The sequence below is a fragment of the Pseudomonas sp. VD-NE ins genome, assembly GCF_031882575.1.
GTDB classification, from domain to species: Bacteria; Pseudomonadota; Gammaproteobacteria; order Pseudomonadales; family Pseudomonadaceae; genus Aquipseudomonas; species Aquipseudomonas fluorescens_BZ.
The window spans coordinates 607,129-629,449 of record NZ_CP134772.1 but is presented as its reverse complement, the minus strand read 5'-3'; the positions used below and the strand labels follow the sequence as shown (position 1 = coordinate 629,449).

Here is a 22,321-nt window from a genome sequence, read left to right as displayed (position 1 = left end):
TTCAAGGACGAAGAAATGTCGCCCAAATCACCACCCAAACGCATCGTTACCGCCGAAATCCATCATCCCCACGAGCCACCCTCCCAGCCTGTGCCGCGTCCGTTTGTGCCACCCGACGCAGTGCCCCGGCGCCCCGGGCATGCGTCCGGCAGAACCATGGCGGGAACTGACCTGGAGGCCATTACTCCGGCACCCTCGGTCGTGATCAGCCAGATACCCTCGGCTGATCACGGAGCACCGACGTCGCCCCTGAAGCTCGAGCATTACCGGGTCGACGAACAGATCTCGCTACCTCTTCCCGACGCAGAAGGTTTCAGGACATTCAAGGACCGCCGCTACGTTGATGTGCCGGACGGCGGCATCGTGCATGTCGTGGCGGACCCGCAGACCGGTCTGTACCGAGCGAAGCTGCCCAGCGAACGAATCGCTTCCGGGCCAGCGCTTCTGCGTGATCCCGACGACTTGCTCTGGCATCCACTGGAGGCGTTCGAGCCGAGCACCTTTCCTTTGTCCGCTGCGCGCCTGCAAACCTTTGCCAGCGATCTGGATTTCACGGGTGTAAAACCCGGTCAGGATCACTTGTATCGATACGACAACAAGCTGTATGTGGTCATCGAAAACCGTGCTTATCAAGTCTTGCATGATGTCGAGGCATCCTCACCGGCAAGGACCGTGATGCGCATAATCCACTCCGACAGTTCCAGGGCTGACGACTCCGGCAATGATTACGTCGCTGGCCACCCGGGAAGATCGGAGCCGGTTGTTTTCGATGTCGATGGCTGGGTGGGAACGCTGGTGGGCGGCGCGGGAGGGGGGCGACGCAGGACCGATCGTAACGACGCTTCTCTTTCCCCCAACCTCGCGCTCGAGATTCTCGATCTGGATCTGCAATTCAAGAACGCTTCGGCCATCGGGGACCGACTACAGAACCTGTGGCCAAAGGTGAAAGGTACGGTGCACGAACGCAATTTGCTCGAGCGCCTCGAAGCCCAGCACCAACAGGAACTGGAGATTCTGCAACGCTCATTCGATCTGCATACCGGGCAAAAGAAAGAACTTGTCGCGGCCACAGGTCGCGATATCTATCAAAAAAAAATCATCGCGCTGCAGAAACGACGAATGCTGGCGTACAGCGAACTCATTGTCGCCAGCGATTCGCGCAAGCTACTGGACAACCCGAGGATCTTCGAAGGCCCCCCCGCAGAATATGCCTCCGTGGTAGCCCATCTGGACAATAAACTGGTCATTCTGAAAAAACGTCAGGACATCGCCGATGAACTCGTGAGCAAATGGCGCGTGGAACCGAGTGAACTGAAGGAAGCAAGCCACGACCCGATAGAAATGCATCAGAACATTGCATTCTGGGTCTTCGCCAAAAGCCGAATGTTCATCGACGCGCAGGCAACAGTCGATGTCAATAATATCCGCGCCAAGTATCTTGCCTCCTGTTTCGCAGATGTGACGTGGGCCTTCCGGGACATCGACAGCATTCCAGTCGACACACGCATCCCGGTACTCAGCGACCTGCTCGATGAGGCATCCATAATCAGAGCGTCGTTCGAAAAGCTGCAGCTACCCCCCGATCCGCAGCACGCTCATTCATGCCAGGAAATCACTCAGGCGATCCAACGATTCGAGAACACCCTGGAGCAGCACCTGCATCATTATCACCTCGCGCAGGAAGAAACGTCCGCGTTGCCGCCGCACCTGCAACCGATAGATTTCGATTTCATTCCGACACAAGGCCAGAACCAGTCTGTCTCGGCATCGAGGAAAATGTTCCGCAGCAAACACAACGGCGTCTACAAGATCCGCGTCGGTCGGCCACGCCGCACCGATGCCGGCGAAGAGCTGATCGACGTGCTCAACCCCCTTGACCCGACCGAGGTCCTGCAAACCTTTGAACGCCGTGATGGGGAATGGCGCAGACAGGTCGCCCGGCAACGACGAAACCTCGCGACGCTGATCAACCAGGCAGACCAATTGCTGACGCATTCCAGGTCCCGACTGAACAGCGCCTTGTACGATGAACGCCATAGACGCAACGCCAACAGCATTGTCGAGTCTTTGACAGAGCACACCGACGACCTCGACGAGCTTGCCCGGCAGATCGAAGGCTCACCGAATCCGGCCAACCGCGACATTGCGCCTCTGCTGCAACGCTTGAATCAGGACCGTCAGCGTTTGCTCAGGGAAGGCGAACAGATTCGCGTACGACTGTACAAAGACCCTGCCTGGCTGAGCGTTGATCGGGTCTCGTATCTGATCAGCCATGACCATCTGGACGCCAGTCGAATCCAGACCCGGGTGCAGTTGGGCAAAGGCAATGAAAAGGACTTCCTCGACGTCTATGCGCTGAACGACAGGCTGACCGGCATAACGCTGTGGTACGCCCACTTTCACTACCCTGCAAAAGACACTCCCGGGCTGGAGTTCATCCAGCGCCGCGGCCATTTGAAAACCCGTGAGCAAAACAGGCTGGGGACGTCATCCCAACGCCGGGATGAACTGGCCGGCCGCCCGCATGTACGTATCTGGCGAGAAGACATCGACCTGTCGACAGCGCAAAGAATATTCCAGCTGGCTTCCCCAAATCACGCCCCCCAGAACCAGGGCGAGTAAGCATTTTTCAAGGATGAAAAAACATGGCTCCCAAAAAAAACATCCGTGGCAAGCGCCCGACGCCCCCGGATGCGACACCGCACGACAATTCAGGACAAGCACCGCACACGAGACTTGAACCACCATTACCCCTCGACATCCAGACGCGACAGACCAGTTCCCAACGTGTTGCCGAGCCTGCGGCGACAAAACCGGCCCTCGTCGTCATGACGCACTCGACAGCGCCCCTCGTCAACATCGATACAGCGCGGCAGCGACCGCTGGAGCACTACCTGGTCAAGGCATCTGAGCGTTTGCCACAGGCCAATGCCGAGGGTTTCAGAGTGTACCGGGAGCGCGACTATGTCGATGTGGAAAACGGTGGCGTGGTGATGGTCGCCGTCGATCCAGAGACCGGGCTCTACCGTGCCCGACTTGAATCCGAACGTGTTGCCTCAGGCCCGTTGCTGCTGCGCGACAGCGACAGGCATCTATGGCAGCCGATCCATGACGGTGACACCGTTACCTTGCTCGATACCCACTTGCAGACCTTTCGCACGGATCTGGAACTCACTGGCATCGTGGCCAACGGCGAAGGAATATTTCGCCACGATAATCGCCTGTACCTGCGCCTTCACAGCCACGCTTATCAAGTCATGCACGATGTGAGCGCATCCACTGCGACACAAAAAGCATGGCGAATCATCAACCAGAAAGACCCCGTGGCAAGCGATAACGCGAATATCTACCGGGCCAGCCGCAGCGGCGAAACGCGGTCCGTCAGGCGAGAGGACGGCGATGCCTGGGTCTACCATTTACCGCCCCGGAAGGCTGACCTGCAGGATGCCGAGATCGCGCAATTAAGCATAGAAAACCTGATGCAGATGTATGCACCTATCAAGAGGAAGCACACAGCGCTGGACAAGTCGAATAAGCTGCATAACACCCTGTGGGATGAAATCACCGCATTACCGGGGGACAGTGCAGAAAGAAACGTAAAACTGCTCACCCTCGAAGTGAGTTTGCTCAAGCACAACCACCTGCAAGCGGATTTCATAGAGTCGGTAGTGTTAAACAAGCGATGGCTGATCCTCCTTAAAATAAGCGGTGCGTACAAGCGGGAACTGAGCACGTTCAGGATGGACTATGTGGAAACAATCAACCGGCTCATGGCGGTCATGGACTGGCGGGTGAGGCCTGCGCTTTCCATGCTGGACGCCGACAGTTGCAAGAGGGCCATCGCCCACCTGAACAAGAAACTGAGATATATCGAAGAACGTGAAGTGATGATGGCCGAGATCAGAAAAGCCGATCCCGGAACGGCTCCGACACTTGAAGAACTCAGGCAGCAAGTGCCGTCGGCCGAGCGCATCAATTTCAACAAACTGACTCTCAACGTCCACCTGCTTGCAGGTACACCCGAGCATGCGCCCAGCACAATCATGCCCTCGCTTGTGTCCATCGACCTGTTCACTGGCGATCTCGCCAACCTTCCCCGGAACAAACATCCGATGGTGCTGATGTTGACGCTGGACCAGATCAGAAACGACAAGAACAGATTTGAAATACGGCTGGCCGACAATGGTCCCGACGCTGAATACATCAAGCAAATCATTGCCCTGACCGAGCCATTCGAACAACGCGTCGAGCGCCGACTGACTGACATCCTCGACGCGTTCGATCGCCGCACCGAACTGCCGAGCCTTGATCAGGACATCGATTTCGACTTCATTCCTCCTCAGCCTCTCGATGGCGAAGCCTCTCGTCCCGCCCCACCCAGGAAAGTGTTTCGAACTCGCCAGCACGGTACTTCCAGGGTCTTGGTGGGCGATACGGAAACGGCCCCGGACGGCAGTGTGACCGTCAAAGTTTGCAACCCTTTCCAGCCGGATGGCCCGGCGCAACGGTACGAAAAAAGGCAGGGTGAGTGGCAGCCCGTACGCCCGCCCCTCACCCGGTCTCCGAGGCCGGAACTCGTGCGCACGGCAAAGCGGCTACTGGCCAACGTTGATCAGGAAATTGCCGAAGCCGGAACGAGAGTCGGCAAAAAGGAAATGACAGCCAACATCGTCGATGATCTGGAGAGCGCCGCCAAATTGCTTCATGAGCAGGCAAGACGGCTGGAGCACTACGAAAACGCTGCCAACGATAGTGAAGTCACTGCCCTTGCCGGGCAACTGAAAACCGCTGGCCAACGGTTGGAGACCGAAGCGCAACAAATCCTGTTACGCAAGTTCAAGAGCAAGGATGTGCTGGATGTCATGCGCCTGAACTATCTGATGGATCACGCCGAAGTATCCGTACACAAGACCGTGGATCGCAAACCAATCGGCAAAGGCGAGAAGAAGTCGTTTCTGGATGTGTTTTCGATCAGGGATCGCGCCAACAAACGTCCATTATGGGAAGCGCATTTTCATTATGACCGGCATGACAGCCTGCCTCTGAGTTTCGCCCGCATCGATGGTGGTCATCTTAAAACGCTTGAGCAGAGCAAACGGGGTATTGAATCCCAGCGCCGCGATGCGCGGGCCGGCTTGCCGCATGTCGACATTTGGCGTCAAACGTTCGATGGCAACACAGCCAGCAAATTGTTCGCACTCGCCAGCAGCGCCGCTGAGCCCCCCCAATGAATATCCAGCCCCGGTAACGGGGCTGGCAGCAACACCCTGATCCGGCAAGACGCCGAACGTCCGGTCTGTTCTCACCCGCGAGAACAGATCGGCCATTTTTCAAGGATAGAATGACAATGCCCATAAAAACGACTTATGGAGGCTCCTCTGGCCTCCCTCCACCAGCACGCCCTGGCACACCGCCACAGGTGAATAACCCGCGCCCTGGCACATCACCGGAGCTGGAGATTCCGCGCCCTGACACGCTACCGCGTACCGACGTCGGCTCTTCAATACTGATCGGCAGTGCAACGCGACCTGGCAAGACAACCGCTGGCGCGGACCTGGAGACGATCCTGCCCGCCCCCACCATCACCGTTCACCCGACATCGATGCCGATACAAACCTCAGCCGCGGAATCTCAGTCGCTGGAACATTTTCGGCGTCCAGCGCCAGCCGCCTTGCAACAAGCCAATGCTGAAGGTTTACGGGAACACAAAGGACGGCAATATGCCGAGTTGGCCGACGGCGGCATCGTGCAGGTCGACAAGGATCCGGAAACGGGTCTTTATCGAGCCAAACTGCCGAGCGAAGCCATACCCTCGGGGCCTGCGTTGCTACGCGACTCCAGCACCGGTGCCTGGCATGAGCTGGGGCAGTTCGAGCCGATCGGTGTGCCGCTGTCGGCCACGCGCCTGGAAGCATTCCGTGTGCCACTGGATTTCAGCGGCGTTCAAAGCGGCATCGATGGACTACACCGCTTCAATGACAAGTTCTACGTCGTAATCGACGGGCACAGCTATCAGGTACTGCACGACATCGACGCCTCGACCCCGTCAACCCCGGTGATGCGTATCGTCCGAGCGCAGGATCCGGTGGCCGATCACCCCACAAATACCTACATCGCCACGCGTCCGGGGCGCTCGGAACCGATTATTTTCGATGCCAGTGAAGGCTGGCTCGGTACCGCGGTAGGCGGCGTCGGCGGGATGTTCCGCAGTGAGCCAGGCGCCCCCGCGCACCCAAGTCTGCGTGAGCGACTGGCCACGGCAATCAGACAATTGCTGCCACCACGGGCCCGCGCAGAGAGGCTGTTTCCGGGCCTCGTACGCGACGACATCACCAATCTTCTGCGTTCGCAGGGGAATGGCGTCCGCGACTATCTGACCCTGCAGGAGGCGACATACCAGGCACTGAAGACGGACCTCGCGTCCTGGATCAAGAAGACGTCCTCGCAATCGCCGGACAAAACAGCACATCCCTCGGTGGAGCGTGCCGTCGAAGAAATAAAACGCTGCTGGAAACGGCAAACCGGGACCACGCTGAAGCTTGAACTGGGCGACGCGATCCTTGCGCCGCTGACCGCAGACTTCAGCCATGTCCGGGCGCTGGAGCTAAAGGCAGTCGCTTGGTCAGACACCGCTGAAACCTTTCTTGGCTGTTTCCCCAACCTCGAAAAAGTGTCGGTAACCCACTCGTCGCTGGACAAGCTGCCACTGGGTATCGCGCAGATGACTGATCTCAAGGCCCTGGACCTGAACTCGAACCGGATCGGGCTGAGTGAGCAAACCGCGGCAAAACTGCGCGGCTTCAACCAGCTCGAACACCTCGACCTGTCGGGCAACCCGCTTGTAAGAACGCCGGACTTCAGTAGCCTGTCGCAACTTCAATCGTTGAACCTGAGCAATGCGCAACTGGATCATTGGCCGACCGGTCTGCACGATCAGCTGGCACTGGAAGTGGTCGACTTGCGTAACAACCAGCTGCGCGAAATTCCGCAGTCAATCCTCAACCCGCCAGGCGATCAGCTTCTGGCCATCGCCCGCATCAACTCGGTCACGCTGATTGAAGGCAACCCCTTCCCTGCGGGCTATTGGCGATCGCTCGAGGTTTATTGGCAGCGAGTGGTGGCCGATTATCCGGCAATGCGCACTGGCCCCCGCGTAGACGCGTTCAGACTGGATGGGGATATTCCCGAAGTGGCGATGGTACGCCGCATGTACCCGGCCAAGAGTCCGCAAGCCGCCAGGAAATATTTGATCGGCCTGGGTGATGGCGCCGAAGAGCAGATAACCCGACGCGTTGCAGTGTTCGATCTGCTGGAAACTCAACTGCAAACCTACATAGCCGACCGTCGAGCCGCCTCGACCAGCGTCAGGCGTCAGAAAGAAACCGACGCAACCCTCGTGGCGAAAATCATCAGAGATTGCTGGCTGGGGGAATCGAATGGCGTGCTGATGCTGCCACCGGTGTACGGTCCACTGCCGTTGCTGACCGTGGATTTCAGTCATGTCAGATCGCTCACTCTCGACTCGGTGACCTGGTCCGACACCGCCAATACTCTTTTGTCCAACTGTCCCAATCTGAGCAACCTGACCATCGTAAAGTCCGGCATTGATAAACTGCCCGGCAAAATCGCCGAGATGGACAAGCTCAGATTTCTGAACCTGAGTTCGAACCGGATAAAACTGGATGAGCAAAGCGCTTTGGCGCTGGGTTCGTTACGCCACTTGAAACATATCGATCTGTCCAACAACCCACTGCATGCAGTGCCTGATTTCAGCGCCATGTCCGGGTTGCGGGTGTTGAACCTGGAGAACACGGGCCTCAATCAGTGGCCTGCGGGGCTGCAGGACAAAACCGGTTTGACCAGCCTGAACCTGCGCAACAACCGCTTGACCGAGGTCCCCGAGGCGAACCTCGACCCGACAGACGAGGCGCTGCCCATCGTCGCGCGGATCAACAATGTCACGCGGCTTGAGGGCAATATGTTCCCCTCCCAATACTGGAGAAAATTCGACTTCTACTGGCGGCGCCTGCAAAAGTCTCATCCTGAGCTGATGGAACCGGCACACCCCGCGGCTTTCGATAGCGAGAAATCCAGGGTGCAGCGTTTCAGAAAACTGTACCCGGCCAAGAGCATCAAGGAATGCAGGGAGTTTATCTGGAATCCTGACAAAGCCACCGTGGTATCCAGCTTGCTCGCTCGGGAACAAGAGTTCGACCTGCTGAAAATCCAGCTCGATGACTGGGTATATTCCGGAGACCGCAACCGGCTGCAGTACACGCGGTTCAATCGACTGCAGATCAACGCTGTAACCCGTAATGACCGCAACACAGCGCGGGAACGAATCATCCGTTGCTGGCGAGGCGAAACGCCGCAGATGCACGCAGCCGACGGCACGCCGATCGGCCTGGAACTGGACCTGAGCGGCCTGATACTGCCGACCCTGCCGGACCTGAGCGTCGACTTCGCCCATGTTGGCTCACTCAGATTGAGCGGCATGAACCTGGCAACGTCTCCGGAAGGTTTCCTCACTCGTTTTCGTCATGTGCGCTGGCTGGACATGTCGAATAACCGGCTCAGGGATTTACCCCCGGCGCTAGGGGAAATGCATGGAATGACACGCCTGCTTCTGCACGACAACCAGCTGGAACTCACCGCAGAGACGGCGCAGATACTGGCCGAGCGCACCACCCTCAGAGCACTCTGGATACACAACAATCGCCAACTCGGCGTGATACCGGACTTCAGCCAGATTCCCGATATGCGCAGCGTCACGCTGAATAACACAGGGATCAACCAATGGCCGACCGGCCTGTTTGATCAACCCCGGCTGGCCACGATCGAGCTGCACGACAATCGGATCACCACGATCCCTGACTTTGTCACAGCACCGCCCCCGGAGCGCCTCGCGCATTCGGTGCAGGTCAACTCAGGCACTTTGGTGCACAACAATCCGTTGTCTGACGCGACCCGCTCTCGGCTTCACGCCTACAATGAGCGACTGAGAATGGCCGGGTTATCGCTGGAGAGCGGGGACAACCTGATCACCTCCTCTGTCGTACGACCCCGCCGTACAATAAACAGGCCGATGCTGAACTCGCGCTGGACTCAGGGGTTGACCGATGCTCAGGCAACTGCCAGAAAAGCTCAATGGCTCAGGTTGCAAGAAATGGAGGGCTCGGCCGGCTTTATCAACATACTTGAAAAACTTGGCCACCATCCTGATTTCCGGCGCCAGGCCTGGGACGTGATCGACTTCATCACCGGAACCGATCCGCGATCGAAAGCCTTGCGCAGAGAGCTTTTGGATCGTGCGTGCGAAGCCGGTTGCCGTGACCTCAACGCCGCCACCTTTACCGACCTGCAAATTCTGACCGCGACTTACAAGGCTCGCGTGCAAGCCGGACTGGATCTGAATGGCGCGCCATTGGTGGAGTTGTCCAGACAGTTCTTTCGTCTGAAGCAAGTCGACGACATCGCGGCGGCAGACCTCGCAGCGAGCACGGCCATCGCCAACGATCCGACAGCCTCCCGGCAGCTGCGAGAGCGCCAACGTGAGCGCATACGCGATCCGCACGAAATGACCATGGCCTACCGTTTTGGTCTTGCGGAACGCCTGCAATTGCCGTTTCAGCCAGATATCGTCGCTTATTCCGAAATGGCCGGCGTTACCCCGGCAATGCTGAACGCGGCTTATCGAAAAGTCAGAGCTTTGAATGGTTCGCCGGAAGAGTTTCAGGCGTTGGTCTCGATGGATTTGTGGCAAGACTTCATCATTCACAAATACCAGCCGCAATTCGATGCGAGCCGTCAACCGTTTCGGGATCGGCAAGACATTCTCGACAGTCAGTCGTCACAAGGCCTGCTGACCGAAGCTCAATACCAATCACAAACCGATGATGTGACAGCACAGCTGGCAGTTATGGAAGCGGCCTTGATTCAGACGCTGACGCGGCAGGAACTGCAACCTCAAGCATCCACTTCTGCCAACGTCCAGCCTACGGCTGAAACGCCGGGACCGAGTGGCGCAACGCTGTAATCGATGCAACGTGACAGTTGGCCAAATGATTCTGGCCAACTGTCACTCGTCTTTCAGGCAATGACGCCGACCCTGCCATCAGCCTATGCCCGCTGATGCGCACACCTTATAAGGAAATAAACCATGTCCGTTAAACGGCCTCCTAATGGCAACACTCCCCGTCCCCCCCTCGTTCCCCCGAAGACCGCACCAGAGGTAAACACCCCGCGCCTTGACCTGCCACCGACCACAGGTATTGATATCTCGACAGCGGGCGGCCATTCACCGCGACCGGGCAGATCAGGGGCGCGAACCGACCTCGACGTGATCGAGCCGGCACCCTCCATCACGGTGCATTCGCCCCCTTCGGCGCCAGACATATCCCTTCCGGGCAATCGGCCACTGGAAGATTACCGGCTCGCCGCAGCGCCGGGACTGGCGCCAGCCGATGCCAACGGTTTAAGGACGCACAAGAGTCGTCACTACGCTGAAATGGCCGACGGCGGCATCGTGCAGGTTGGCAAGGATCCGCTTACCGGCCTGATGCGGGCCAGGTTGTCGAGCGAATCAAAACCGTCCGGCCCATTGCTCCTGCGTGATCCCGGAAGCGGGCTGTGGCACAAGCTGGAAGACTTTGAACCGAACACCTTTCGTTTAAGCGAAACCCGGCTGGAACCGTTTCGCACAGGGCTGGATTTCAGCCACGCAGAACCCGGCAACGACGGACTTCATCGATTTGACGGCAAGCTCTACGTGGTGATCGAAAACCACGCCTATCAGGTCCTGCACGATGCCGATGAATCAAACCCGTTGGCGGCAGTGATGCGCATAGTGCGCAGCGACGACCCGGTGGCCAGTGACAGCGCCAACCGGTATGTCGCGACGCGCCCGGGAAGGTCGGAACCGATTGTTTTCGATGCCGTACAAGGCTGGGTGGGTACCACCGTCGCCGGTGCGGGCGGGATGATACGCAGCGATGGCAGTCGTGCGCCTGTGCGTCTGGGGCTGTGGGATCGACTGTCTCTGGCGCTCTACCAATTACGCAGTCCGCAGTCCCGCGCCAAAAAATTATTCCCGGACCACACTGATGACGAGCTAGGTGGCTTCATCGCGTCACTGGGAGATGACATCTCGGGAGGCTTGACCCGCCGCGAAACCGACTACAAAACGCTTAAGGTCGAACTGAATGCCTGGATCAGGCAATCCTCCCTCGAGTCGACACCTCGCACATCGCGAAACGACGCGCAACAGGTGGCCAAAAGCCTCAAACTTTGCTGGCGCCGTCAGAGCAGGGACATTCTCAGACTGGAGGCCGGAAACGTAACGCTGCCCGCGTTGACAGCGGATTTCAGCCATGTTCGGCAACTGACGCTGCAATCGATCAACTGGACCGACTCGGCCGAGACATTTCTCGGCAATTTCTCCGGCCTGGAGTCTCTGCAGATCACTGGCTCAACGCTGGGTACGTTGCCCTCTGCCATTGTGCAGATGTCCAACCTGAGCAAGCTGGACCTGAGTTCGAACCGTATTGCCCTCAACGAGCAAACGGCGGGAGAACTGAGCACCCTGGGCAAACTCAAGATTCTTGACCTGTCTGGGAATCCACTGGGTAAAACGCCTGATTTTTCCGCTATGTCTGAACTGGGAACGCTGAACCTGAGCAATGCACAACTGGATCAGTGGCCTGCGGGTTTGTGCAATCTGCAACAACTGACGCTGCTGGACTTGCGCAACAACCAGTTGACCGAGGTTCCAGAAGCCCATCTCACCCCCTCGACGGATGAGTTCGAAGCGGTCGCACGGATCAACAGCGTCACACTGTTCGAAGGCAATCCTTTCCCACGCGACTACGGGGAAAAACTTGACGCTTTTTGGCAACGTGCGGCGACCGAACACCCGCAGCTGAGCACCAACGCATTGGCCGGCGCATTCAGATTTGAGGGTGACAGGCCCGAGGTCACCACAGTGCAACGGCTCTACCCGAACAAAAACACACAAGAGGCTCGGGTTTTTTTCAACGGACTGGATGATGAGGGCAAAATAAAACTGGCTCGACGCATCGAGGAACTGGATTCGCTGGAGGCCCAGTTGAAAGCCTACGTTGACAGCAGTCAGACCGACCCATCCAGCGCTGACTCAAACGCAAAAATACAGGCGCAGCGCGTCGCCAGAATCATCAGAGGCTGCTGGCTGCAAGACTCTGGAGAAACGCTGAAAATGTTTTCCATCAACGCGACGCTCCCAGCCCTGCGCGCAGACTTCAGTCATGTCAGATCCCTGTATCTCGACAACGTTGTCTGGTCGGGTGACGCGGACACATTCCTGTCCAACTTTACTCACCTGACACGCTTGTCCATCAGGCACTCCGGGATTGAAACCTTACCCCGATCCATTGCCGCAATGGACAAACTGAACAACCTCGACCTGGGTAATAACCAACTTCAACTAGACGAACAAAGTGCGGCAACGCTCAGCGCCATGCGCCACCTGGAAACGCTCAAACTGTCCAAAAATCCTGAGCTGACGCGGCTCCCTGACTTCAGCAGCATGCCAGGGTTGAAATACCTGCTTTTGAAGGGAACAGGGATCAATGAATGGCCGACCGGACTGCAGGACAAGACCGGTTTGATCACTCTTGATTTGCGCAATAACCATTTGAAAGAAGTGCCGCAGGAATTTATCAATCCGGCGCCAGAACAGTTGCTGGCGGTCACCCACATCAACCGCGGCACGCTGCTCGATGGCAATGATTTCCCGCCCGATTACTGGAAAATTTTCGACAAATACTGGCGGCGTGTAAACGAGGTAGCCCCCGATCTGCTGGACTCTCACTACGAGGTGAAGTTTGATAGCGACAACTCGCTGACGCAGCGTTACCGGCGACTGTTTCCAAACAGGAATGTCAAACAGTGCAGGGAATATCTCTGGAACTTTGACGGTGATGCCGCGGCCGCTAAAGTCCACAGCCTCGAACTGGAGTTCGGCACGCTGAAACGTCAGCTTGATGCCTGGGTTTTCTCTGGCGCAGGTAATCGCGCGGGATACATTCGGGCGAACCAACTGGAACTCAACGCCACAGCCTGTCCTGACAGGGTCGCGGCCAGTAACCGGATTATCAGTTGCTGGCGGCAGGAGACACAACCACAACTGGCCAATGACGGAACGCCCATCGGCCTTCTTCTCGATTTGAGTGGCCTGAGGCTGCCAAGCCTGCCGGACATCGATGCGGACTTCAGTCACGTCGGCGCTCTCAAACTGAGCAATATGCAACTGAGCACTTCGCCAGAAGGTTTTCTGACTCGTTTTCGCCATGTCCGGTGGCTGGTCATGGCGCGAAATCAATTGCGCGAACTGCCACCCGCCATTGGAGAAATGAACGGACTGACGCGACTATATCTACAAGAAAACCAGATTTCCCTGACGGCCGATACTGCCCGAATCCTGTCAGAGCGAACAACCCTGCGAGCCCTTCTGCTGCATGAAAACCCGCGACTGGGCATCACACCGGATTTCAGCGCGATCGTCGATCTGCGCGCGGTCGATCTGGCCAACACCGGTGTTGACACCTTCCCGACTGGCATTGCCGATCAGCCGCTGTTGGACAGTATCAACCTGAGCAACAATCGAATCACGCAGATTCCCGATTCTCTGATCGCACCGCCGGACGAGCGCCTGGCGCACACCGTGCGCATCAACAATGTGACGGACATTGCCGATAATCCGCTGTCCGCAGCGACCCTGACTCGGGTGACTGAGTACAACGACCGCCTGATACAGGCCGGAACTCCGCTGACTGGCTCCAGAAACCTGGTCGACACAGCGCTAGGTCGCCCTCGTGCAAACAACAGGAGAACCATTAGTGCTTCCATGGCGCGCTGGACAGCAGGACTCACGGCGGAACAGTTGGCAGCCAGAAGAATCCAGTGGCAGACCCTGCGTAATCAGCCACTCTCGGATGGCCTGTTCAATACATTAAAACTCTTGCTGAAGCCTTCCACCGGTCACGAGGAACTTCAGAGTCGAGTCTGGAGGCTGATCGACAGCATTACCGAGAACACTCCAGAGTCCGAACGTCTGCGCAGCGAAGTGTTCAATCGGGCGGGTGAAGCAACCTGTTGCGATCGGGCAGCGTTCACCTTTGCCAATCTGGAAACCAGAATGATGATGCATGCCGCCCTTGCCCAGGCCGGCGACAAGGCGCAGGGGCCAAAACTGTTCGCATTATCCAAAGCGCTGTTCCGTTTGCACGAAGTCGACAAAATTGCCTCGGCGGACATTGCACAACGCGAAGCCGCGATTGCAGCAACCAGGTCACCTGAAGAAGCAGTATTACTTGGACCGCCTCATATTCCGGAGGAGGTCGAAATCAGGCTCTTCTATCGCCACGGGTTGAAAGACCGACTGCAATTGCCGGGACAACCAGACAGAATGGGATTTCCTCGTCTGGCCAGCGTTTCGGAAGCGCAACTGGAGGACGCGTACAAGAAAGTCATCGCGCTGGATAACTCTCCGGAAGAATTCCAGGAATTGGTGTCGAGAGAGTTCTGGCAAAAATTCCTCACCCACAAGCACCAGGAGTTTTTCGAAGAACAGCGCCAACCCTTTCAGGATCGGCATGCGGCACTCACAGAGTCACACGAGGCCGGTGAGCTGTCGTTTGCCGATTACGACGCGCAATCCAAAGCGATGCGAGCATCGTGGATGATTGAGGAAGCAGCATTGGTCGAAACACTGACCCGGCAAGAGCTTGCCGAGTACACAGCGACCAACACCGCTGAAGAAGCGCTGGGCGCAAGCGCATAAGTCGACAGATACGGGTGTTGGCCGAAAGATTCCGGCCAACATTTATTCGTCGTCGTCGAAGTTGTAACTGCCCGGCGCAAGGTTTTCGAAGCGTGTGTATTTGCCGATAAACGCCAAGCGAATAAAACCGATCGGGCCGTTACGCTGTTTGCCGATGATGATTTCGGCGATGCCCTTGTGCTCGGTTTCCGGGTGGTACACCTCGTCGCGGTACACGAACATGATCACGTCGGCGTCCTGCTCGATCGCTCCGGATTCGCGCAAGTCGGAGTTCACCGGACGCTTGTTCGGGCGTTGTTCGAGGGAGCGGTTGAGCTGCGACAACGCCACTACCGGGCAGTTGAATTCCTTGGCCAGCGCTTTCAGGGATCGCGAGATCTCGGAAATTTCGTTGGTCCGGTTGTCACCGCTGGAACCGGGGATCTGCATCAACTGCAGGTAGTCGATCATGATCAGGCCGACGTCGCCGTGCTCACGCACCAGACGCCGGGTCCGCGCACGCATTTCCGACGGGCTGATGCCGGCGGTGTCATCGATAAACAGCTTGCGATCATTGAGCAGGTTGACCGCCGAGGTCAGGCGTGGCCAGTCATCGTCTTCCAGTTGGCCGGAACGCACTTTGGTCTGGTCGATGCGGCCCAACGAGGACAGCATACGCATGATCAGCGATTCACCTGGCATCTCGAGGGAATACACCAGAACCGCCTTCTCGCTGCGCAACACGGCGTTTTCCACCAGGTTCATCGCGAAGGTGGTTTTACCCATCGACGGACGGCCGGCGACGATGATCAAGTCGGACGGCTGCAGGCCGCTGGTCTTCTCGTCGAGGTCGGTGTAGCCGGTGGACAGGCCGGTGATGGCGTTGTCGGTGTTGAACAAGGTGTCGATGCGGTCGATGGCCTTGGTCAGCAAATCGTTCACGCCTACTGGACCACCGGTTTTCGGGCGGGCCTCGGCAATCTGGAAGATCTGCCGTTCGGCTTCGTCGAGAATCTCTGCAGCGGTGCGGCCTTCAGGGTTGAAGGCGCTGTCGGCGATTTCGGTGCTGATGCCGATCAACTGGCGCAAGGTCGCTCGTTCGCGAACGATCTGCGCATAGGCCTTGATGTTGGCGACGGACGGCGTGTTTTTCGCCAGTTCGCCAAGGTAACCGAGACCGCCGACTTGCGAGGTCTGACCCTCCTTGTCCAGTTGTTCGGACAGGGTCACGACGTCGATCGGCATGTTCTGATCGGCCAGCTTGGCGATCGCCCGGAAAATCAGACGGTGGTCATGTCGATAGAAATCGCCGTCGGAGACTTGATCGAGCACGCGTTCCCAGGCGTTGTTGTCCAGCATCAGACCACCGAGTACAGCCTGTTCGGCTTCGATGGAATGCGGCGGCACCTTCAGGGCAGCGGTTTGCAGATCGTATTGCTCGGGAGCGGAGATATCGTTCATGGCCACTTGTGTTGTTTGGAAAAACAGGGAATTCAGAAAGACAAAGGGCACGACCTGTAAACAGGATCGTGCCCGATGTTAACCGTCTGGCGGACAAGCCGCCAGCCGATCAGTGTTGCTTAAGCTGCTACCACGACAACGCGTACGGTGGCTTCAACTTCGGCGTGCAGGTGCACAGCCACGTCGAATTCACCCACGTTGCGGATGGTGCCGTTCGGCAGACGAACTTCGCTTTTCGCAACTTCAACGCCGGAGGCGGTCAGTGCGTCAGCGATGTCGTGAGTACCGATCGAACCGAACAGCTTGCCTTCGTCGCCAGCGGTGGCAGTGATGGTCACTTCCAGCTCGGCCAGTTGGGCAGCACGGCTTTCAGCCGATGCTTTACGGTCTGCGGCAGCTTTTTCCAGCTCGGCACGACGCTCTTCAAACGCAGCCAGGTTGGCAGCGGTCGCAGCGGTAGCTTTGCCGAAAGGCAGCAGGTAGTTACGGCCGTAACCGGCCTTAACGTTTACTTTGTCGCCCAGGTTGCCCAGGTTGGCGATTTTTTCCAGAAGGATCAGTTGCATGTGGAAATCCTCTTAACTTTTAACCTTCACCGTTCGCGTTATCGGTGTCTTTCGACACGTGACGACCGCGAAAATCAATCAGGCTGTCGACAATGGCCAAAACCACGAGCAACGGATAGATCAGCTGCATGAACAACAGCAGCGTGACGTACAACCCCACCAGCCAGAAACCGGCCAGTCGCTTCTGCCCGACCAGCCCGTGAATCAGGGCCAGTCCGGCGAACACCAACGGTACACTGCACAACGGCGTCAACATGGCCATCTGTGCACCGAGATTCGGGCCCAGAAGCATCAACGCCAGCAGTAACATCGCCGGCCCCAGCGGGATCCGGATGGCGCGAAACTCGCGACCAAAACCACCCGGGTTGTACAACAACGCCTGCCAATGCCGCCCGACAATCAGGCTCAGCACGCTGACGATCTGCAACAACGCCGCAATCAGTCCGGTCAGGACTGGTGCAATCAGGGACGCGAAACGCGCTTGCTCATCGACCGACAATTGCTTGTAGGTCTCACCGAGAAGCGCCGGCATGACCTTTATCAAGGCCTGCGCGAGCATCTCGATCTGGGCCGCAAACGCAGCCCCGAGCACCACTGAAAACACCACTCCAATCACTACGCTGACCAGCAGCGTGCGGACCCAGGACTCACTTGCGCGCAAAACCAACGCAAGTCCCGAAGACCCCAGCAGCACCAGAAGTGCCCGTGGGTCATCGGCATACAGCCACCAGATCAATGCCGGCAGCAGCCCCAGAGACAGAACACCCAAGGCGTCCGTCAGTCCGCGCCGCAGCAGCACAAGGCTCCCGGCGGCAGCGCCCAACCAATACAACAACGGCAATGTTGCACATCCGGCCACCACGAGAGTGGCCTGCATACGGCCTCGCATGATGAACTCAGCTAAGGCACGCATGCATTCAATCCTTTGCTACTTGTCGACTGCCCGGTCTCAGCGGCCGTGGCTGTCGGTGTAGGCCAGCAGGGCCAGGAAGCGGGCGCGCTTGATAGCGGTGGCCAGCTGACGCTGATAACGAGCTTTGGTACCGGTGATGCGGCTTGGAACGATTTTGCCGGTCTCGGATACGTAGGCTTTCAGAGTGTTGAGATCTTTGTAATCGATCTCTTTCACGTCTTCAGCGGTGAAACGGCAGAATTTACGACGACGGAAGAAACGTGCCATTTGATAGGCTCCTTAATAAGGTCCGTGGATTACTCGTCAGCGTTATCGCTGTCGTTCTCTTCGCCTTCAGCGCTTTCAGCGCCTTCGTGCTCAGGACGATCGCGACGCTCACGGCGCTCACTGCGGTTTTCTTCAGCCTTGAGCATCTCGGACTGGCCAGTAACGGCTTCGTCGCGACGGATGACCAGGTTACGGATCACTGCATCGTTGTAGCGGAAGTTGTCTTCCAGCTCGGCCAGGGCCTTGCCAGTGCACTCAACGTTCAGCATCACGTAGTGAGCCTTGTGAACATTGTTGATTGCGTAGGCCAGTTGACGACGGCCCCAATCTTCCAGACGGTGGATTTTGCCGCCGTCTTCTTCGATCAGCTTGGTGTAACGCTCAACCATGCCGCCGACTTGCTCGCTTTGATCCGGGTGGACCAAAAAGATGATTTCGTAATGACGCATGAATGCTCCTTACGGGTTGTAGCCTGCCGCTCAAAAACGGTCAGACAAGGAGTGAATGACACTAATGGACTTGCTGGCGCGGGGCACATGCGTGCCTGCCGTCACAGCAAGGGGCGCAATTGTAGAGAAGGGACAGAAGAGGTGCAAGGCAATTGGTGATTATTTGAACAACCAACGATCTTCGCCCTGGCCCAAAACTACTGTGGGAGCGAGCCTGCTCGCGAATGCGATACATCAGGCAACATTAATGTCGTCTGACACACCCCTTTCGCGAGCAGGCTCGCTCCCACATTTGAACCGCTTTCAGCTCAAGACTACTTCTTCGCGGCAGCCTTGGCTTTTGCACCGCGCTGACGCTGGGCTTCGAACAGGCACACGCCAGTCGCGACCGAGACGTTCAGGCTGCTGACACTACCGGCCATCGGCAGCTTCACCAGATAATCACAGTGCTCGCGAGTCAAGCGACGCATGCCTTTGCCTTCGGCGCCCATGATCAGGATGGTCGGGCCGGTCAGGTCCTGGTCATAAATGCTGACCTCGGCCTCACCCGCCGTGCCGACAATCCACAGACCGCGCTGCTGAAGTTTTTCCAGGGTACGAGCGAGGTTGGTCACTGCCACCAGCGGGATCACTTCCGCCGCGCCGCAAGCGACTTTACGCACGACCGGCGTCAAAGTTGCCGACTTGTCTTTCGGCACGATCACCGCCAGCGCACCGGCCGCATCGGCCGAACGCAGGCAGGCGCCGAGGTTGTGCGGATCGGTCACACCGTCGAGCACCAGCAACAGCGGCGCGCCTTCAGTGCGATCAAGCAGCTCGTCGAGCATGGCTTCGCCCCAGACCTGGCTCGGGCTGACTTCCGCGACCACACCCTGGTGCACGCCTTCAACCCAAGCGTCCATTTCGCGACGCTCGGCCTGACCTACCTGAACACGATTCTCGTTGGCCAATTCAACCAGCGTCTGCACACGCGGATCGTTGCGGCTTTCCGCCAGCCAGATCTGCTTGACGCGTTTCGGGTGGTGACGCAGCAACGCTTCTACCGCGTGAACGCCGTAGATTTTTTCCAACTGACTCATGACTTCGCCTTCGGTTTACGTGCCCCGCCACTTTTGGCTGGAGCAGAACCCGCTTTTGGCGGGCCTTTACGGTGTTTGCTCGGTTTCGCTGGCTTGCCGCCGGAGGCCTTTTCAGGCGCCGACCGTCCGGTCTTTCCCCCGGACGCCGCTTTACCACCGTTTTTCGCGTCGGAAAGCAGCGCTTTCTTCATTTCACGGCTTTTGCGCAACTCGGCGTTTTTCGCCACGGCGTCGCTCGGGCGGTAGGCTTCAGCAGCCTTTTCCTTGGCCGGACGGCGACCAGCGGTTTTCGCTGGAGCCTTCTCTTCCGAGGTTTTCGCAGCAGGCGCAGCAGTTTCAGCACCACGCTTCTTGCGGCCAATTGGCGCGCTGATGGTTTTTTCAGCCATCTCGAAGTCGATCTTGCGCTCGTCGAGGTCAACGCGCATGACGCGCACTTCAACGGTATCGCCCAGACGGAAGCTACGACCGGTGCGCTCGCCCGCCAAGCGGTGATGCACAGGATCGAAGTGGTAGTAATCGCCCGGCAGCGCGGTGACATGCACCAGACCTTCGACGTAGATATCGGTCAGCTCGACGAACAGGCCGAAACCGGTCACTGCGGTGATCACACCCGGGAACGATTCGCCCACGCGATCCTTCATGAACTCGCACTTGAGCCAGTTCACCACGTCGCGGGTCGCTTCGTCGGCACGGCGTTCGCTCATCGAGCATTGCTCGCCGAGCTGCTCGAGCGCTGCTTCGTCGTACGGATAGATGCGCGCCTTCGGAATGGTCATCGCACCGGCACGGCGAACGTGCGGGGTGTCCTGTTTCGAATGGATCACGCTGCGGATCGCGCGGTGCGTGAGCAAGTCCGGATAGCGACGGATCGGCGAAGTGAAGTGGGTATAGGCTTCGTAATTCAGGCCAAAGTGGCCCTGATTGTCAGCGCTGTACACCGCCTGGCTCAGCGAACGCAGCATGACGGTCTGGATCAGATGGAAATCCGGGCGATCCTTGATGCTCGCCAGCAAGGCCTGATAGTCCTTCGGCGACGGGCCGTCCTTGCCTTTATGCAGGGACAGACCGAGCTCGCCAAGGAACGCACGCAGTTTTTCCAGACGCTCCGGTGGCGGACCGTCGTGGACGCGATACAGCGCAGGAATTTCGTGCTTCTTGAGAAATTCGGCGGTGGCCACGTTGGCCGCCAGCATGCATTCCTCGATCAGCTTGTGCGCGTCGTTGCGGGTGGTCGGACGGATTTCGGCAATCTTGCGCTCGGTACCGAAGATGATTCGGGTTTCCTGCGTTTCGAAATCGATCGCGCCACGGACGTGACGAGCAGCCAGCAGAACCTTGTACAGCGCATACAGCTGTTTAAGGTGCGGCAGAACGTCGTTGTACTCACCACGAAGCTGACGCGCCTCGGTGATTTTCGGTGTTTCCAGCATCGCGCTGACTTTGTTGTAAGTCAGACGAGCGTGGGAATGGATCACCGCTTCATAGAAGCAATAGTCGGTCATTTCGCCGGACTTGGAGATGGTCATCTCGCAAACCATGGCCAGACGATCAACGTGCGGATTCAGCGAGCACAGGCCGTTGGACAGCTGCTCAGGCAGCATCGGCACCACGCGCTCGGGGAAATACACCGAGTTGCCACGCACTTGCGCTTCGTTATCCAGCGCCGAACCGATTTTCACATAGCTGGAAACGTCGGCAATCGCCACGTACAACTTCCAGCCGCCGGAGAACAGGCGCAGCTTGCCCGGCTTGGCTTCGCAATAAACCGCATCGTCGAAGTCGCGGGCATCTTCGCCGTCGATGGTGACGAACGGCAGATGGCGCAGGTCGACGCGCTTCTCTTTGTCTTTCTCTTCGACTTCCGGCTTGAGCTTGGCCGCTTCTTTCAGCACGGCTTCAGGCCAGACGTGCGGAATGTCGTAGGTGCGCAGGGCAACATCGATTTCCATGCCCGGCGCCATGTAGTTGCCGACCACTTCGACCACATCGCCTTGCGGCTGGAAGCGCGGCGTTGGCCAGTGGGTGATTTTCACCTCGACGAACTGACCGATCTTGGCGTTGGCGTTGCGGCCCGGGGTGACCAGCACTTCTTGCTGAATCTTCGGGTTATCGGCAACGACGAAACCGATGCCGCCCTCTTCAAAGTAGCGACCGACGATGGTTTCGTGAGCTCGCGAAACCACTTCGACGATCACACCTTCGCGGCGACCACGACGGTCGAGACCGGAAACACGTGCCAGCGCACGGTCGCCATCGAACACCAGACGCATTTGCGCCGGGCTCATGAACAGGTCGTCGCTGCCGTCGTCCGGCACCAGGAAGCCGAAACCGTCACGGTGACCGCTGATGCGGCCGAGGATCAGGTCGAGCTTGTCGACCGGCGCGTAAGTGCCACGGCGGGTGTAGATCAGTTGAGCGTCGCGCTCCATGGCGCGCAGACGGCGGCGCAGGGCTTCGATCTGGTCTTCTGTGGTCAGACCAAACTCTTCGACCAGTTGCTCGCGGGCAGCAGGCGAACCCCGATCGGCGAGATGCGCCAGGATCAGTTCGCGGCTAGGAATAGGGTTTTCATATTTTTCCGCTTCACGAGCGGCCTCGGGATCGAGGGACTGCCAATCGGCCATTAGAGAGTTTTCACCTTGTCTATATGCGGGTTAGTTTGGCATAGGCGCCATGAAACGGGAAATTTCCGACTATATAAGGCCCAACTGAGGCCTTGTATCGACGCTGGAAAGCCGTTTTGACCACCACCGGTAAAAAAAATCATGTTTTTTGCTGGCAGGGGT

At 58.0% G+C, this 22,321-nt stretch carries 11 protein-coding genes; 4 read left to right on the top strand and 7 right to left on the bottom strand.

All coding sequences use genetic code 11. The features are described 5' to 3' along the window. Positions 1 to 15: 15 nt before the first annotated feature. The 4 genes from RMV17_RS02620 (at position 16) to RMV17_RS02605 (ending at position 14,818) form a co-directional block, all read left to right on the top strand. Positions 16 to 2,622 (top strand): hypothetical protein, encoded by a 2,607-nt coding sequence (locus tag RMV17_RS02620; protein WP_311885358.1) that lies wholly within the window; start codon positions 16 to 18, stop codon positions 2,620 to 2,622. A 23-nt stretch (positions 2,623 to 2,645) separates the two neighbouring features. Continuing rightward, entirely contained in the window at positions 2,646 to 5,231 is a 2,586-nt protein-coding gene (locus RMV17_RS02615; protein ID WP_311885356.1) for a hypothetical protein, read from the top strand. Between the two features lie 188 nt (positions 5,232 to 5,419). Beyond that, positions 5,420 to 10,036: an NEL-type E3 ubiquitin ligase domain-containing protein gene (locus RMV17_RS02610; RefSeq protein WP_311885354.1), complete on the top strand. Its 4,617-nt coding sequence runs from the start codon at positions 5,420 to 5,422 to the stop codon at positions 10,034 to 10,036. Between the two features lie 123 nt (positions 10,037 to 10,159). Further along, the gene (locus RMV17_RS02605) at positions 10,160 to 14,818 is read left to right on the top strand and encodes an NEL-type E3 ubiquitin ligase domain-containing protein (protein ID WP_311885352.1); all 4,659 of its coding nucleotides are present in this window, start codon (positions 10,160 to 10,162) and stop codon (positions 14,816 to 14,818) included. Between the two features lie 42 nt (positions 14,819 to 14,860). On the opposite strand, the gene dnaB is transcribed toward RMV17_RS02605, so the two are convergent. The 7 genes from dnaB to rnr form a co-directional block, all read right to left on the bottom strand. Continuing rightward, a complete protein-coding gene (dnaB, locus tag RMV17_RS02600; RefSeq protein WP_007915846.1) occupies positions 14,861 to 16,258 on the bottom strand; it encodes a replicative DNA helicase in 1,398 nt (465 codons plus the stop codon). Between the two features lie 119 nt (positions 16,259 to 16,377). Next, on the bottom strand, positions 16,378 to 16,824 hold the full coding sequence (rplI, locus tag RMV17_RS02595; protein ID WP_003186385.1) for a 50S ribosomal protein L9: 447 nt from the start codon (positions 16,822 to 16,824) through the stop codon (positions 16,378 to 16,380). 19 nt (positions 16,825 to 16,843) lie between these two features. Next, entirely contained in the window at positions 16,844 to 17,737 is an 894-nt protein-coding gene (locus RMV17_RS02590; protein WP_016983782.1) for a hypothetical protein, read from the bottom strand. Between the two features lie 36 nt (positions 17,738 to 17,773). After that, positions 17,774 to 18,004 carry a 30S ribosomal protein S18 gene (rpsR, locus tag RMV17_RS02585; RefSeq protein WP_002551829.1) on the bottom strand — a complete coding sequence of 77 codons (231 nt, stop codon included), beginning with the start codon at positions 18,002 to 18,004 and terminating at the stop codon, positions 17,774 to 17,776. Positions 18,005 to 18,033: 29 nt separating this feature from the next. Next, positions 18,034 to 18,453, bottom strand: a complete 420-nt coding sequence (gene rpsF / locus RMV17_RS02580; protein WP_007915844.1) for a 30S ribosomal protein S6 — start codon at positions 18,451 to 18,453, stop codon at positions 18,034 to 18,036. A 314-nt stretch (positions 18,454 to 18,767) separates the two neighbouring features. After that, entirely contained in the window at positions 18,768 to 19,532 is a 765-nt protein-coding gene (gene rlmB, locus RMV17_RS02575) for a 23S rRNA (guanosine(2251)-2'-O)-methyltransferase RlmB (RefSeq protein WP_127925618.1), read from the bottom strand. Further along, positions 19,529 to 22,159: a ribonuclease R gene (gene rnr, locus RMV17_RS02570; protein WP_311885344.1), complete on the bottom strand. Its 2,631-nt coding sequence runs from the start codon at positions 22,157 to 22,159 to the stop codon at positions 19,529 to 19,531. Before rnr ends, rlmB begins: the two co-directional genes overlap by 4 nt. Between the last annotated feature and the right edge of the window lie 162 nt (positions 22,160 to 22,321).

What these genes read in the sequence shown, in the direction of transcription:
- RMV17_RS02615 (WP_311885356.1), top strand. Translation starts at nt 2,646, where the DNA reads ATGGCTCCCAAAAAAAACATCCGTGGCAAGCGCCCGACGCCCCCGGAT.
- RMV17_RS02605 (WP_311885352.1), top strand. Translation starts at nt 10,160, where the DNA reads ATGTCCGTTAAACGGCCTCCTAATGGCAACACTCCCCGTCCCCCCCTC.
- rpsF (WP_007915844.1), bottom strand. Translation starts at nt 18,453, where the DNA reads ATGCGTCATTACGAAATCATCTTTTTGGTCCACCCGGATCAAAGCGAG.
- rnr (WP_311885344.1), bottom strand. Translation starts at nt 22,159, where the DNA reads ATGGCCGATTGGCAGTCCCTCGATCCCGAGGCCGCTCGTGAAGCGGAA.
- RMV17_RS02590 (WP_016983782.1), bottom strand. Translation starts at nt 17,737, where the DNA reads ATGCGTGCCTTAGCTGAGTTCATCATGCGAGGCCGTATGCAGGCCACT.
- rplI (WP_003186385.1), bottom strand. Translation starts at nt 16,824, where the DNA reads ATGCAACTGATCCTTCTGGAAAAAATCGCCAACCTGGGCAACCTGGGC.
- rlmB (WP_127925618.1), bottom strand. Translation starts at nt 19,532, where the DNA reads ATGAGTCAGTTGGAAAAAATCTACGGCGTTCACGCGGTAGAAGCGTTG.
- rpsR (WP_002551829.1), bottom strand. Translation starts at nt 18,004, where the DNA reads ATGGCACGTTTCTTCCGTCGTCGTAAATTCTGCCGTTTCACCGCTGAA.
- RMV17_RS02620 (WP_311885358.1), top strand. Translation starts at nt 16, where the DNA reads ATGTCGCCCAAATCACCACCCAAACGCATCGTTACCGCCGAAATCCAT.
- dnaB (WP_007915846.1), bottom strand. Translation starts at nt 16,258, where the DNA reads ATGAACGATATCTCCGCTCCCGAGCAATACGATCTGCAAACCGCTGCC.